General features: G+C 67.4%; 15 protein-coding genes. 9 read left to right on the forward strand and 6 right to left on the reverse strand.

Annotation, left to right across the window (positions count from 1 at the left end; translation table 11 throughout):
- Positions 1–238: 238 nt before the first annotated feature.
- From E8M80_RS22695 to E8M80_RS22720, 6 genes are all read right to left on the reverse strand, one after another.
- On the reverse strand, positions 239–1,450 hold the full coding sequence (locus E8M80_RS22695; protein WP_137128023.1) for an ImmA/IrrE family metallo-endopeptidase: 1,212 nt from the start codon (positions 1,448–1,450) through the stop codon (positions 239–241).
- 37 nt (positions 1,451–1,487) lie between these two features.
- Positions 1,488–2,144: a hypothetical protein gene (locus E8M80_RS22700; protein WP_137128024.1), complete on the reverse strand. Its 657-nt coding sequence runs from the start codon at positions 2,142–2,144 to the stop codon at positions 1,488–1,490.
- Positions 2,145–2,199: 55 nt separating this feature from the next.
- Entirely contained in the window at positions 2,200–2,682 is a 483-nt protein-coding gene (locus E8M80_RS22705; protein WP_206035722.1) for a hypothetical protein, read from the reverse strand.
- Positions 2,679–4,031, reverse strand: coding sequence for a recombinase family protein (locus E8M80_RS22710; RefSeq protein WP_170979581.1), 1,353 nt, complete (start codon positions 4,029–4,031; stop codon positions 2,679–2,681). Before E8M80_RS22710 ends, E8M80_RS22705 begins: the two co-directional genes overlap by 4 nt.
- A complete protein-coding gene (locus tag E8M80_RS22715; protein ID WP_137128025.1) occupies positions 4,028–4,543 on the reverse strand; it encodes a DUF2924 domain-containing protein in 516 nt (171 codons plus the stop codon). The genes E8M80_RS22710 and E8M80_RS22715 overlap by 4 nt, the downstream gene beginning before the upstream one ends.
- A 276-nt stretch (positions 4,544–4,819) precedes the next feature.
- Positions 4,820–5,524, reverse strand: a complete 705-nt coding sequence (locus tag E8M80_RS22720; protein ID WP_206035723.1) for a S24 family peptidase — start codon at positions 5,522–5,524, stop codon at positions 4,820–4,822.
- 485 nt (positions 5,525–6,009) lie between these two features.
- Between E8M80_RS22720 and E8M80_RS22725 the strand changes: the two genes are divergently transcribed.
- The 9 genes from E8M80_RS22725 to E8M80_RS22765 are packed head-to-tail and all read left to right on the forward strand — an operon-like array spanning position 6,010 to position 14,466.
- Positions 6,010–6,435 carry a hypothetical protein gene (locus E8M80_RS22725; RefSeq protein ID WP_137128027.1) on the forward strand — a complete coding sequence of 142 codons (426 nt, stop codon included), beginning with the start codon at positions 6,010–6,012 and terminating at the stop codon, positions 6,433–6,435.
- Positions 6,432–6,977 carry a hypothetical protein gene (locus tag E8M80_RS22730; RefSeq protein ID WP_240790176.1) on the forward strand — a complete coding sequence of 182 codons (546 nt, stop codon included), beginning with the start codon at positions 6,432–6,434 and terminating at the stop codon, positions 6,975–6,977. Before E8M80_RS22725 ends, E8M80_RS22730 begins: the two co-directional genes overlap by 4 nt.
- Positions 6,977–7,816 (forward strand): ATP-binding protein, encoded by an 840-nt coding sequence (locus E8M80_RS22735; protein WP_137128028.1) that lies wholly within the window; start codon positions 6,977–6,979, stop codon positions 7,814–7,816. The genes E8M80_RS22730 and E8M80_RS22735 overlap by 1 nt, the downstream gene beginning before the upstream one ends.
- A 5-nt stretch (positions 7,817–7,821) precedes the next feature.
- Positions 7,822–8,559, forward strand: coding sequence for a hypothetical protein (locus tag E8M80_RS22740; protein ID WP_137128029.1), 738 nt, complete (start codon positions 7,822–7,824; stop codon positions 8,557–8,559).
- A gap of 7 nt (positions 8,560–8,566) precedes the next feature.
- A complete protein-coding gene (locus E8M80_RS26750) occupies positions 8,567–9,028 on the forward strand; it encodes a DUF6511 domain-containing protein (RefSeq protein ID WP_240790177.1) in 462 nt (153 codons plus the stop codon).
- Between the two features lie 12 nt (positions 9,029–9,040).
- Positions 9,041–9,463, forward strand: coding sequence for an HNH endonuclease signature motif containing protein (locus tag E8M80_RS22750; RefSeq protein ID WP_170979583.1), 423 nt, complete (start codon positions 9,041–9,043; stop codon positions 9,461–9,463).
- On the forward strand, positions 9,460–10,233 hold the full coding sequence (locus tag E8M80_RS22755) for a hypothetical protein (protein WP_137128030.1): 774 nt from the start codon (positions 9,460–9,462) through the stop codon (positions 10,231–10,233). The genes E8M80_RS22750 and E8M80_RS22755 overlap by 4 nt, the downstream gene beginning before the upstream one ends.
- The gene (locus E8M80_RS22760) at positions 10,230–11,522 is read left to right on the forward strand and encodes an ATP-dependent RecD-like DNA helicase (RefSeq protein ID WP_137128031.1); all 1,293 of its coding nucleotides are present in this window, start codon (positions 10,230–10,232) and stop codon (positions 11,520–11,522) included. Before E8M80_RS22755 ends, E8M80_RS22760 begins: the two co-directional genes overlap by 4 nt.
- On the forward strand, positions 11,515–14,466 hold the full coding sequence (locus E8M80_RS22765) for a toprim domain-containing protein (RefSeq protein ID WP_137128032.1): 2,952 nt from the start codon (positions 11,515–11,517) through the stop codon (positions 14,464–14,466). The genes E8M80_RS22760 and E8M80_RS22765 overlap by 8 nt, the downstream gene beginning before the upstream one ends.
- Positions 14,467–14,500: the final 34 nt, after the last annotated feature.

The following is a 14,500-nucleotide window of genomic DNA, read 5'->3' on the forward strand; positions in this document are numbered from 1 at the left end:
GTGGATGCCGGTGATGATCTCGACGCGCTCGATGGGCTTCGACATAGGCGTGCGCCTAGGCTTCAACCTAGGCCCTCCGGGCTATGCCACCTGTCCGGTCGAATTGGGGGCCGCTCCAATTGCGACGCGCCGACCTGCTTCTTCAAGCTCGGCGCGCCAGGCTCTACGACGTTATCATCCACGCTAACTTCGCGGTTTCTATTGACCCACGATCGACCATAAGGCGGTGGCCACCAACCTAATTTCTGCGGCCTCGAAATGGAATCAGTGTCGCTGATTCAGGCGCGGTTTCGCCAGCGGGCGGCTGCCGTTCTTTGATGCGCGGTAGCGTCACCAGATCACCGCCGCTGGAGGTCATGAAGCCGCGCGGCAGACCGCACAAGGATTCCACGTCCGCAGCCGGAAGTCGGAGGTCATCCAGCAGCTGTTCGCGCGTGCGGATGCCTTCGTCGATCAGCAGCCTCACCGAGCGGCTCAGGAGACGCGGGACTTCGACGGGCATGATGTCATCGAGGGGCTCAGCCTTTCGCCACCCGCGTGAGCTGTAGTGCTTCCACAGCCGCTGTTCGTACTCGTCATTGATCATGCTGAGCGTGCGGCAGCGCTTGATCATCGCGCCCAGCGAAACCTTCCACCTCTCCTTGAGGGGCAAAAAGCCATTCAGCGTCGGCGACCAGACTTCGGCCGCGAAGGTTTCGCCAGGGAGAAGGAAAGCGCCAGCAAACAGAAAGGCCTGCCGTTCAACTTCCTTGAACGCTGCGGCATCGGCGAGGGTCTTCTCCTTGACCCGTGCATGCAGCACCAGATGGCCGAGCTCATGTGCGGCGTCGAGCCGCGAGCGCGCGCATGTGTCCTTGTCCGCAGCAATCAGCACATAGGGCCGATGATCGGCGTCCGACCAATGCGACAGCCCATCCATCGCCGCGCTACCGACCTCCTCCTTCACGACACAGATGCCGGCATTCTCCATCACCAGAAGCACGTCGGAGATCGGACCGCTGCCAAGTCCCCAGGCGCGTCGGCACTCGGTCGCCATCCGCTCGATATCGGCCTCACGAATTTCTCTGTAATCGACCACGTCGAGACGCGGGACGTTAACCGCGGGAAGATCGAGCCACTCCTGAAGGGTCAGCGCAATCTCCTCAGCCCAATGCAGCCGCCCGCAGGTGCGCCGACGCAAGGCCTGCGTCGTGCTCGCCATGGAGCGGAAGAACATCGGATTGTCGCCGTGCTGCAACTTTGGGCGAAGGAAGAAGGAAATCGGCAAATTGAGAGCGCGCGCCAGCGTCTCCAGGGCTTCGGGCTCTGGCGACTGGTTGCCTGACTCCCAGCGCGAGATGCTGGAGCTGGTCCGGTTGATCAGATCGGCAAGCGCGACCTGCGTGAGGCCGCGCGAATCCCTTGCTTCCACCAGCCGTTCCGATTGGAACCCTGGTGTTCCGTTACGCATCTTCTCCCTCCTGTCCCGTTTCGGGGCTTCTGGATTGTTATCCTGCGTCGGGCCGCTTCTTGAGGCGCGGGATGGCCACGTCCTTGACTTCGACCGGCGCCTCGCTGGGCTTGCGAGCAGCAGAATCGGCGTCGTGGTACAGTGCCAGAAGGTCCGTGAGCGCGATAAGGCGAACCCAGTCGGTCAAATCCGCATTGGGAATGCCCAGGCCAACGAATGCGGGGACAGTCGGTTCGCCACGACGCGGATGGGCGGTGATCACCAGCATACCGCACATCCGATCAGTCGATGGCGACCGGATTTCCCGCAGCAAATCCGGCTGCAGCGGGCTCAGCCAGGCGTTGACCTCCGCCCATTGCTGCCGAAAGGCAGTCGCGCGCGGGGGCCCGCAGTGGCGCTGGATATTGCTCCGTATCAAGTAGATGCCACCGGCCTCGACCAGGCTATAACGACCGCCAGCCGGCTCGGTATGGGGCGCAAGAACGGCAAGACCGTTGTCCCTGGCCGCTTTACGGAACCCGGCTTCGCAACGGGCGTGGCGAAGCTGGCCGAGCATGTTAGCCCGTTCCGGCTCCTCCGCGTGACGAGACGCCAGCGCCCATGCCTCGCCGAAGCCCGCGTCGGCGTACTCTAGGCTCTGCCTGAAGAAAGTGGCCGGATAGCTGTCCAGGATGCGGGCGATCGGAGCTAACATGCGCGACCCAATGCGGTTTGCGTTTTACAGCATATAAGCTAGAATTTTTGCGTTATCAAGCAATCTCACGCTTGGGGGATGGCCGGACCTGTGGAACCTCCGAGCCCGATGGTGGCTGTTCCCCTCGCCGATCCGACAGTGACGCGGGTGCATGACATCGAGACAGGCGCGCCCGCTGCGCGCCCCATTCGCCCGGGAGGGGCTCCATCAGCCTTGAAAGGCCCATGGAGTGCGGCTGTCGACCGTTGATGATGCCGTCTGTGATGTCCGGCGCCAGCAAAGGAAGGCGCAGCAGCCGCCCCAAATAGCCCCGGTCCAACCGCTCCGCCCCTGCCATCTCTGTGATGGACTCGTAGAGGCCCTGATCGAGCATACGCTGGTACCGGAACGCCCGAGCCAGCGCCTTCACCAGCGCCGGATCGGCGTGCGTCACGGCAGGCGACACGCCGTTGGTCATCGGCGTCACAATCGTCTTCCTCCCTGGGCGCCGGCGGATCGTCAGCGGCACTCGGACCGTGACGCTGGTCGCGGCCGTCATGCCGCCGCCCTCAGGGCATCCGGCCGGATGGCGGTGAGGTCGTGGACCAGGCCGCCGAGCCCGTCCAGCCGCAGCCGAATGTCGGCGCCGGCCGGGCCGACCACCACCCGCTCCACCAGCGACCGCACAATCCGCGCCTGCTCCGCCGGGAACAGGTGCTCCCACAGCGGGTCAAGGCGATGCAGCGCGTCTTGGACCTCGCCCTCGGTTAGGTCCGGCGCGTCCTTGCGCGCCGCGCGCCAGGTGCCGACCACGATCTCCGGCTGGCGCAGCAGCGCACGGACCTGATCCACCACGGCGGCCTCGATCTCCGCCGCCGAGACCCGGCGCACGATGCTGTCGTCGCCAGCGGCATCGCCCTTCAGCACGCGCTGCGCCACGTAGTATCGGTAGAGCCGGCCATTCTTCCTGGCGTGCGTCGGCGACAGCGCCCGCCCGTCCACCCCAAAGATCAGCCCCTTCAGCAGCGCCGGCGTCTGCGCCCGATTCTGGTTGGCGCGGACCCGAGGGCTGACCTGCAGCACGGCTTGCGCCCTATCCCAGAGCTCTCGCGGCACGATGGCCTGGTGCTCGCCGGGATAGATGTTTCCCTTGTGCGCGACCTCTCCGACATAGGTGCGGTAGCTGAGCAGCTTGTAGACATCGCCCTTGTCCAGCGGCCGGCCCGCCTTGCTGGCGAGGCCCTCCTCACGAAGGCGCTTCACCGTCTCCATGCCCGAGCCCGTTTCGGCGAAGATCTCGAATACGCGGCGCACCCGCGGCGCCTCGTCCTCATTCACCACCAGCTTCCTGGTGACGACATCATAGCCCAGCGGCACCTTGCCCCCCATCCACATGCCTCGCGCGCGCGAGGCGGCGAACTTGTCGCGGATGCGCTCACCAATGACCTCTCGCTCGAACTGGGCAAAGCTGAGCAGGATGTTCAGCGTCAGCCGCCCCATGCTGGTCGTGGTATTGAAGCTCTGCGTCACGCTGACAAACGTCACGCCATGCGCGTCCATCACCTCCACCAGCTTGGCGAAATCCATCAGCGAGCGGGACAGCCGGTCAATCTTGTAGACCACGATGACGTCGACCAGGTCTGCTCGGATGTCGCGCAGCAGGCGCTGCAGCGCCGGCCGCTCCAGGGTCCCGCCGGAGAAGCCGCCATCGTCGTAGCGGTCGCGCACCAGCACCCACCCCTCGGCGCGCTGGCTGGTGATGTACGCTTCGCAGGCGTCGCGCTGTGCGTCGAGCGTGTTGAATTCCTTCTCCAGCCCCTCGTCCGTGGATTTCCGAGTGTAGACCGCGCAGCGCAGCTTCTTCGTGGTGGCCGGCATGGCTGGCTCGATGCGGGCGCGGCGGGTCATGCGTCACCCCGCGCGCGCAGCCCGAAGAACGTCCAGCCATTCCAGCGGGTGCCGGTGATGTGGCGAGCGATGGCGGACAGGGACTGATACGGCCGCCCCTCAAATTCGAAGTCGTTAACGCGCACGGTGACCACGTGCTGCACGCCCTGCCATTCCCGGATGAGGCGCGTGCCGGCCAGTGGGCGACTGTCGGCGCGAATGCGGCGCAGGACGACGTTGCCGCCATCTAGTTGCTCACCTAGCGCCACCAGCCGGTCGACGGTCTCGGGCTTCAGCCCGCCATAGGCCAGCTCCTGGATTCGATACGCCAGCCGGCTCTGGATATAGGCGCGGTTCCAGGGCGGCGGCTCCTTGCCGAACAGTTCCCGCCACTGATCCTTCAGCGTGGCGGTGGGCGCCGCCTGCAGCGCGCCGAGCCGGCTCAGCACCTGCGTCGGCGGGATCTTCGGAATGGTGGGCGCCGGCGGCGCGGTCTCCTGCTGCTTCGCCTTCGTAGTCGATCGTCGGGTCATGCGACTCCCTCTCTCCTGGGGTTCGCATGACGGCGCTGCCTGGCGGTGGAGTGTAGGTGAACGTCTCTCCGCCCCCGGGCCTGTTCCGCGTCGCGCGCGAGATCGTCGGCAGCGCGGCTGCGCAGCCGCAGCAGGCCGCGGGCGAGGAGGTCGCAGACCTCGCGTAGATGGGGTGGGAGATGATGGTTCAGGGCGCGGGGCGATGAATGCTGCACGCGGCGCTGATGGCAGAGGCGGCGCTAGCCGCGCAATGCACTCATTGCAGCGATTTCGGCGTCAGGCCCCGACCTGCCGCCCGAGCCAGGTCACGCGGCCCACCACGGTGATGTCGTCCGGTTGGAGGTCGCTGAAACAGGGGTAGTGCTCGCGATTGTCGGAGATGACGGTGACCAAACCGGTGAGGGGATTCGCAGCCACGCGCTTGGCCTGCAGGCCACCCGCGGTGCGGAGCAGATAGATGCCGTCCTTCTGCTGCGGTCGCCGGCTGCCCATGTCCACCAGGACACGATCGCCATGGCGTAGCGTCGGCTCCATTGCATCGCCGTCGATCACCACGACAATGAGATCACCGATTTCGCCCTGCGAGACCTGACGGAGCCAGTCGACGCGGAACGCGGTCCGATACAGTGGCGCTTCAGGCAGTTCATCATCGCCGGCCACGGGCGACGCGGCGTCGTAGACTGGGATCATCGCGTATCGGTCGCCGCCGATCTGCACGATATCCGGCATCGCTGCCCGGCTTCGACCGGCGGCCGATCCCCCGCCTGATTCGAGATAGGCCAGGATCTGCGGCACCTCGTGCACGCGCAGCGGACGCTTGCCGGTGAGCAGACGGCTCACCGTGCTGTTGTCGACGCCGAGCACCGCGGCGAGCCCCTTCTGGGACTTGCCGGGTCGTGCAAGCCCCTCCTTAATCTGCTCGACCGTGACCAAGGCCGAATAAGGGGCCTCGGGCGCAGGGGCGGGGCGCATTCGGCCCATCGGCTCACTCCATTCTGGCCGCGCGGCGACACGTGTCACCGATGGATGAGAGCAACGATGTTGCGAAAAACGCAACACATGATCTCTCATGCGGAATTATCGAGAATAGTGCATTGCCCAGCGTGCGACGCGCTGGTTAAGCGCAACTCATGATTGAACCCGCAAGCACGATCATCACACGATTTGGTGGGTCCGGACCACTCTCCCGCCGCCTCGGCCTCGACCGCAGTGCGGTCCACCGCTGGGCGCTCCCGCGGCACCGCGGCGGCAGCGACGGCTTGGTGCCGGCGAAGTATCACCAGCGTCTACTGGCCATGGCGACGGCGGAGGGGATCGTCCTCACCGCAGCCGATCTGGTGGGTATGTCCCCTGTCAGCAGCACGCTGCCCAATTCGCGCGCCGACGACGGATAGCCGTCTGGCGCTTCACGCGCCGCTCCCTCGCACATCCCCATCCCGCCACCGCCCGCATCGGAGCATCGACGCATGCTGTCCGCACGATCCTGCATGTCCGAAATCCAACTCGCCGCCGCAGTCATCCATCGCGCGCTGGAGGACGCCATCACGCCCAATGAGCGCCTGGCCAAACCACGCATCATCCAATGCGCGCACGGGCGCCGTCAGGTCTTCACGCCCGGCCTCAAACCCCGCGATCGCGAGGAAGCCGTCCGCTTCCTGCTCGACGACGGCGAAGGCTGGACCGGCGCCCGTGAAGCCTGGTGCGAGCAGGCCGACCTTGATCCGTTGACGCTGCGTCGCCGCGCGCTGCAGCGGATCCCGATCGAGCACATCCCTGCCGAATTGCGCGCGCGACTGCTGTCCATGCCCGCGCCGGCGGGCATGCACCGCCACCCACTTCCGGCGGCAGCCTTCGTCGCATCCGCAACGCCGCCGTCCCTGGAGGCTGCATGATGGCCGCATCCATTCCGAACCGCCTCACCCTTGATGCCGTCCGCCGCCTGCCGGTTGGCGACGTTATGGGCCTACCGTCCGAGCACCTCGCCCTGCTGCAGGCGGATGCGCGCGAGGCGCTGGAGGCTGCCAAGCGCACGGCAGACTGGGTCGAGGGGGCGATCGCGTTGCGGTACCAGCAGCGTGCCGTCGCCGCGCGGGCCGTGGCCGGTAAGGACACCGGGACGGTGCGCTTCGTGGACGGCACCGTCGAGGTCACGGCCGATCTGCCGAAGAAGGTCGAATGGAACCAGCCCCAGCTGGCCACGCTCGCCGAGCAGATCCGCGCCGGCGGCGAGGATCCTGGTGAATATGTCGAGGTCAGCTTCCGGGTCTCGGAGCGCGCCTATGCCGCCTGGCCGGAGCGCATTCGCAGCGCCTTCGAGCCGGCACGGACGGTGCGCACCGGCAAGCCGACCTATCGCCTCGCCATCCTCTCCGACATCGAGCTGCGCGACAGTCCGCATACCGGCGTCCCCGCCGCCTTGGTGAGGAACGGCTGATGGCGCTGCGCATCGTCACCGCCGACGAACGCCTATCGCGCGCGGCCAACAAAACCACCATGGCGCTGTTCGGTCCGAGCGGCGTGGGCAAGACCACGCAGCTCAAGACCCTGCCCGCGGCGGAGACGATCTGCATCGATCTCGAGGCCGGCCTCAAGTCGGTGCAGGATTGGCGCGGCGACAGCATCCCGGTGCGCTGCTTCGAGGATGCGATCGACATCGCCTGCCTGGTCGGGGGCGTGAATCCTGCGGCCGATCCGCAAGGGTTCTTCTCGGAAGGGCACTATCAGCACCTCGCCGCGGCGCATCCGGACCTGGTGCGGCTGATCGCCAGCAAGTCGATCGTCTTCCTCGACAGCATCACGGACCTCACGCGCCAGGCCATGGCCTGGGCCAAGACGCGGCCCGAGGCCTTCTCCGACAAAACCGGGAAGCCCGATACGCGAGGCGCCTATGGCCTGCTCGCCCGCGAGGTCATCGGCCTGCTGAAGCACCTGCAGCACGCGCCGGGCAAGACCACGATCATGGTCGGCATCCTGGAGAAGGTCACGGACGAGTTCGGGAAGGTCACCTGGCAGCCGCAGATGGAAGGCGGCAAGGCCGCGCGCGAGCTCCCCGGCATCGTCGATCAGGTGGTGTCGATGGCGCTGTTCTCCCGCGACGGTGACGCCTGGCGCCACGACCCCGAGCGCGGCAGCGAGCGTCGGCTGGTCTGCCGCGCCGGCAATGCCTGCGGCCTACCAGCGAAGGATCGCTCCGGCCGGCTCGACGAGACCGAGCCGCCGGACCTCGCCGCCCTGCTTCGCAAGATCAACGCCCAAGCCAGCACCCAGGGGTGATGCCCATGTACGACATGAACGATGCCGAACTGCCGCGCGGTTCCGACCTCATCCCGGACGGCAGCTTCGTCAAGGTGACGATGGCCATCCGCAAGGGTGGTCTCGACGGCCAGGGCGAATCGGATCGCGGCCTGCTCAAGGCGACCAAGAGCCCGGGCAGCGACGTGAAGATGTTGGACTGCGAGTTCACGGTGATCGCCGGCCAGCACATTCGCCGCAAGTTCTGGCAGACCTTCACCGTCATCGGCGGGAAGGTCGACGAGCAGGGTGTCTCCATCGGCTGGAAGATCTCGAAGGGCATCTTCCGGGCGATGATCGACAGCGCCCTCAGCCTCGATCCGCAAGATATGGGCGAGGCGACCAAGGCCAAGCGCATGCTGCGGGGCCTCGCCGACCTGCATGGCATCACCTTCGCCGCCAAGGTGCGGGTCGAGCCTGCCGACGACCCGCGTTACAGCGATAGCAACCGCCTGGACCGCGTGGTGCTGCCCGGTGAGCCGGAGTACCGGCGTATCATGGATGGCGAGGCGGTGCCGGCCTCACCCACCCAGCGGGCATCGCGGCCGGCGGCGGCCGCGGTCGCACCAGGCGGCGCGCCTGCCTGGGCCACGCCTGCCGCGTCCCAGGTGCCCGCGGCGGCGACCCGCAGTTGGGAACGTCCGGCGCCAGCCGCCCCCGCCCAGACGGCGCCGCCGCCTGCCCCAGCGCCCATCTCGGGCGGCCCGGCCTGGCTGAACGGCTGATGACGGCATGGCCCGACGACGCTGGGCAGGGGCGCGGCCGACACTGCGCCCCGCGGCAGCAAACCTGCCGCCCCTTCCTGGGTGCACGCCATCTGATCAGGTCCGCCGCCTCACCTGCGCCCTGTGCCGGCGCGAGGCGAAGGGCTTCGGCTATGTGCATGAGCTTCGCGTCGGTCTCCATCCGAAGCTGTCTTTCTGCTCGATGCGCTGCTGCGAAGCCGGCAGCGCTCTGGCGCGGCGGAGCGGCGGCGTGATCGATAAGACCCCGATGGAGGTGCGCGCGGTGAAGGACGCGCGACGCCCGCTCGCCGCTGTGCTGGTGGAGCTGCATCTCATGGCGCCGTTCCATGACCGCAGCGCGATGGAGATCGATCGCATCATCGAGGCCTGTGTCGATGGCTTCCAGGCATCCATGCAGCGTCAGGCCGCCGAGCGGGATCCGCTCGACGACCCGATTCCTTTTAGCTGAGGGAGCATTGCCATGAGCACCGGAGAAGTTTGGCGCGATGTTCCCAGCCTGCCTGGCGTGCTGGCCAGCAGCGAGGGGCGCGTGATGATCACGCCCTACCGCGGGCTCATGCCGAACGGCGGAGAGCGCCCCTATGGCGGCACCCCAACCTTTGGCGTTTGGAACAAGCTCGACGCGCGCTTCGTCACCACCGTCGGCGAACGCACATGGAAGGTGGCGCGCCTCATCGCCGAGGCGTTCCACGGACCGCCGCCATTCGACGGCGCCGTCGTCATGCATCTCGACGAGAACGCGGTGAACAACCGTGCGAGCAATCTGCGGTGGGGAACGCAGAAGGAGAACCTCAACGCGCCTGGCTTCCTCGATTACTGCCGTTCGAGAACCGGCGAGGACAATCCATTTTGGAAGGGTCGGCGGAAGGTCAGCGCCCGATGATCCTCGACCTGAACCACGGCTCCAGGCTGGTCTACGGCCGCGTCGCAGCTGACACCGCCAACACCACTGCGCGCATCAATGTGCACGTCGACGCCGCGCTGGTCGCGCGGAACCGTCAGCAGCGTCCGCGCGACTATCTCGGCGGCAGTCGGGTCGGCGAGGCCTGCGCGCGCAAGCTGGTCTATGAGGTGGCCCACACGCCGAAGGATGCGGGCCGGGACTTCGATGGCAGCATCCTGCGCATCTTCGATGCCGGACACCAGTTCGAGGCGTTGTCCATCCGCTGGCTCCGCCAAGCGGGCTTCGATCTGCGCGATCGCGGTACCGAGGGCGAGCAGTTCGGCTTTGCCGCAGCAGGCGGAAAACTGCGTGGCCATGCCGACGGCGTCATCGTGGCCGGGCCCGATGTCGGCATCCGCTGGCCCTCGCTCTGGGAGCATAAGGCGCTCGGCCAGAAATCGTGGAACGACCTCGTCAAGCACGGGCTGCGCCAGTCCAAGCCGATCTACTTCGCGCAGGTGCAGCTCTACATGGCCTATCTCGAACTCGAGGTGGCGCTGCTCACCGCGCTGAACCGCGACACGCTGGCGCTGCACCACGAGGCGGTGCCCTTCGACGCGGCCGAGGCGCAGCGCCTGTCCGACCGCGCCGTCGACATCCTCCGCGCTGCTGACGGCGGCGAACTCCCGCCGCGCATCGCGCAGGCCCGCGATTTCTACCTTTGCCGCTTCTGTCCCTATGCCGCGCGTTGCTGGGAGGCGCCCGCATGAGCTTCACCCCATCTCCCCAACAAGCGGACGCCATCCGCGCCATCGTGGACTGGTTCCAGAACCGGACGCACCAGCAGCAGGTGTTCCGGCTGTTCGGCTATGCCGGCAGCGGCAAGAGCACCGTGATCACTTACGCCATGCAGGCGATCGGCATCGACGTCGCAGCCAGCGGTGACGAGGAGGATGCGGCACCCCGCCGCATTCTCTTCGCGGCCTTCACCGGCAAGGCGGCGCTGGTCATGACCCGCAAGGGCACGCCTGCCTCCACGATCCACTCGCTGATCTATCGTGTCTCGGAGGCGACGCCCGAGGAGATTGACCGCGTCGAGCGGGACCTCCTCGATCTGCAGCGTGGCCTCGGCCGCATGGCACCCGCCGAACGCGCCTTCGCGGAGATTCAGATCAGCAAGCTGCAACTGCGCCTGGCCGACATCCACAAGCCCACCTTCCTGCTGAACGAGCAATCGCTGGTACGGGATGCCGATCTCATCGTGCTGGACGAGGTGTCGATGGTCGGGCCCGAGATGGCCGCCGATCTGCTGGCCTTCGGCAAACCTATCCTGGTGCTGGGCGATCCCGGGCAGCTGCCCCCCATCAAGGGCACCGGCGCCTTCACGGAGGCAAAGCCGGACATCATGCTCACCGAGATCCACCGCCAGGCCGGCGAGAGCGCGATCATCCGCCTCGCCACCATGGCGCGGCAGGGCATCGACATCCCGCCCGGTGAGCATGATGCGCATGTCTGGAAGCTGCCGCGCAATGCGGTACGACCCGAGCAGATGCTGCGCGGTGGCCAAGTCATCTGCGGCCGCAACGACACGCGGCGCTGGCTCAACAGCCAGATCAAGCAGGCCGCCGGCTTTCCCGCACCCTATCCCGCGGGCCAGGACGAGAAGCTCATCTGCCTGAAGAACCGTCACGACCTGAGCCTGGTCAACGGCATGTTCCTGTCGCTGGCGGAGATCCGGCACGAGAGCGATCTGGCCTTCTCGGCCACCATCACCACGGAGGATGGCGTCGCCATCTCCGGCCGGCACCGCTTCTACAAAGGCCACTACGACGACCACGTCCGTTACGACCGGGAGCGGCTGACCCGCGACTACCGCGAGATGCGCGGGTTGATTGAGAGCAGCTGGGGCTATGCCATCACCTGCCACAAGGCCCAGGGCAGCCAGTGGGAGAACGTCGTCGTCTATGACGATGGGCTGAGCCGCACCGCGGAGGACCGCAACCGCTGGCTCTACACCGCCATCACGCGCGCGGAACGCGGGCTGGTGATCCTTGATTGACCTGAACGACGCGGCGGCGCCCGCGCCCGCCCTTCGCTATGACCTCGACGCCATCGCGGCCAGGCTACGCGACACGGCCCATGCGTGGGTGCCTGGGCTGTTCCCCAATGGGCGGCGCCAGGGCGACGAATGGCGGCTGGCCAATATCCAGGGCGCACCGCCGCGCCAGTCCGGCTCCTGCGTGATCATGCTGGCCGGCGAGCATGCTGGCGACTGGCACGACTTCGATGGTGCTCAGGGCGGTGGGCCGTTCAGCACGCTGGAGCACGGCACCGGCCTGTCCGGGCGCCTGCTATTTGCCGAGGCGGCGGCGCGGGTCGGTTGGACGGGCGAGGCACCCGCGCGGCAGGAGCCACCGCCGCAGCGCAAGGCCGAGCGCGACATGACGCACGAGATCGGCTTCGTGCGGGAGCACGCGGTGCCGATCGCGGGCACGCCCGCCGATCACTACCTTCAGGGCCGCGGCCTGACCGTGCCGCCCGATGCCGACCTGCTGTTTCATCCCGACCTGACGAACTTCGAGACCAAGACCGGCTATCTGGCGATGATCGGCCTGGTGCGTGATGTCGCCGGCGAGGTGATCGCGCTCCATCGCACCTATCTCCAGCAGGATGGCGGCGCTGTCCGCAAGGCCGATGTCCCCAAGCCGCGCATGATGATGGGCAAGGTTGGCGGTGGCGCGGTGCGGCTGGCGCCAATCGGCGCGCACGGCGTGCTCGGGCTCTGCGAGGGTATCGAGACCGGCCTCGCCGCCATGGTCGCCTGCCCCGGCCTGCCCGTCTGGGCCACGCTCTCCACCTCCGGCCTCGAGCAGGTGCAGCTGCCGCCCGAGGCCCGGCGCATCGTGATTCTGGCCGACCATGATATCTCGGGCGCCGGCATGCGCGCCGCCGATGCACTCGCCGGCCGCCTTCGCCGCAATGGCATCATCACCGCCATCGCCATGCCGCCGCAGCAGGGCGACGACTTCAACGACATGCTCGGCCGGGATGGTGCTGAGGCGCTGGCCACTTTGGTCGATGCCGCGCTGCGCGGTGCCGCCACGCCGCCGTCCGCAGCGGAGGACGAGACGGGCCGGCACCTTCCGCTCGGCTTCCTGGAGCCGACGACGGCTTTGCCCGTGCTGCGCGCCGATGAGGGCAATCTCCGCCGCGCCACCGACCACGCCTGGAGCGCAATTCTCGCCTCCAATCGCACGCCCTGGCTATTCCGCCTCGGCGGCCTGCCCAGCTGGGTCACGCCGGATGATGAGGGCCTGCCGGTCGCCGCCACCGTCTCGGAGGAGCGGCTGCGCCACATGCTGGCCAAGCTGGCGGATTGGCGGAAGGTCAACGTCAAGGGCGATGCCATCCCCGCGCCGCCGCCCACCGGCGTGGTGAAATCCCTGCTCGCCACCCCGGATCCCGGCCTGCCCATACTCGCCGGCATCGTCACCACGCCGGTGTTCGGGCGAGGCGGGGTGTTGCTCACCGAACCGGGCTACCACCCGGACGCTCGCCTGCTCTATCGCCCGACCATGGGCTTTCGCCTGCCAGCGGTTCCCGATCGGCCTTCGTCTCAGGACATCACCGCGGCGCGCTCCCTGCTGCTGGATGACCTGCTGGGCGACTTTCCCTTCACCAGCACCGCAGAGCGCGCCCATGCGCTGGCGCTGCTGCTGCTGAGCTTTCTTCGCGCCATGATCGATGGCCCGACGCCGCTGCATCTGATCGAGAAGCCCACGCCCGGCACCGGCGCCACGCTCATGGTGGACGTGATCGCCACCGTGCTGACCGGCGTCGGCGCCTCCGTCATGACCGAAGGCCGCGACGATGAGGAATGGCGCAAGCGCCTCACCGCCAAGCTGCGGCAGATCCCCTCGCTAATCCTGATCGACAATCTGCGCGAGCAGTTGGACAGCTCCGCCCTCGCTGCGGCGCTCACCGCGCCCTTCTGGGAGGATCGCATCCTCGGGCAGTCCGACATGACGCGGCTGCCTATCCGCTGCGTCTGGGTCGCCACCGGCAACAATCCCACCTTCTCGAACGAGATGGCGCGGCGCCTGGTCCGCATCCGGCTCGACGCGCACACCGACCAGCCCTGGCGCCGCGACAGCTTCCGCCACCCCGACCTCATGGTCTGGGTGCGCGCCAATCGCGGCCGGCTCGTCGCGGCCTGTCTCACCCTGTGCCAGGCATGGCTCGTGGCAGGCCGGCCGCGTGGTGGTCGCAGCCTTGGCAGCTATGAAATCTGGGCGCAGACGCTGGGTGGCGTGCTGGAGGTGGCCGGCATCGAGGGCTTCCTCGGCAACCTCGACGAGATGATGGCGGCGTCCGACAGTGAAGGCGGCGCCTGGCGCTCGCTCGTCGCCACCTGGTGGGATCGCTTCGGCACGGCAGAGGTCACCACCAGCGACCTGATCGGTCACGCGCGAAACATCGAACCCGCACTGCCGATCTCCGCCAAGGACGAGCAGGGGCAGAAAATCCGCCTCGGTCGCGGCCTCAGCAAGCTGCGCGATCGTGGCTTCCGCGTCGCCGGCCGGCTCATCCACCTGCGGCAAGGGCAGGTCTCACACGGCGCGCAGCGCTGGAAGCTGGAGGTCGCGCCCCAGGGTGGCCGCGATTCATCCTCCCTTTCCTCCCCGGGTGCCGCTCAGGCGGGGAGGATATTGGGCCCTGAAGGCATATCCTCCCCTTATTCTCCCCGGAACGATCGCGCTGTAAGCCAGGAAAAGCCTGGGGCCGGGGAGGAAGGGGAGAAAGGGGAGGATATTTCCACCCCCTACACATGCGCGCACGCGCGCGCACACATGAAGGGAGAGCCGGGAATTTCCTCCCCTTTCTCCCCTTCCTCCCCAAACGCTGCTGAAAGCTGGGTTTCCGGCGGGGAGGATATGTCGGAGGCAAGAACGCATCCTCCCCATCCTCCCCGACCCCCTTCCTGGCTGGACGGGGTGCCGTAATGCGCCGCCCGCACAGCACCGGCCCACCCGTGAT

The sequence above is a fragment of the Roseomonas sp. HF4 genome, assembly GCF_005222755.1.
In the GTDB taxonomy this organism is placed as follows: Bacteria; Pseudomonadota; Alphaproteobacteria; order Acetobacterales; family Acetobacteraceae; genus Neoroseomonas.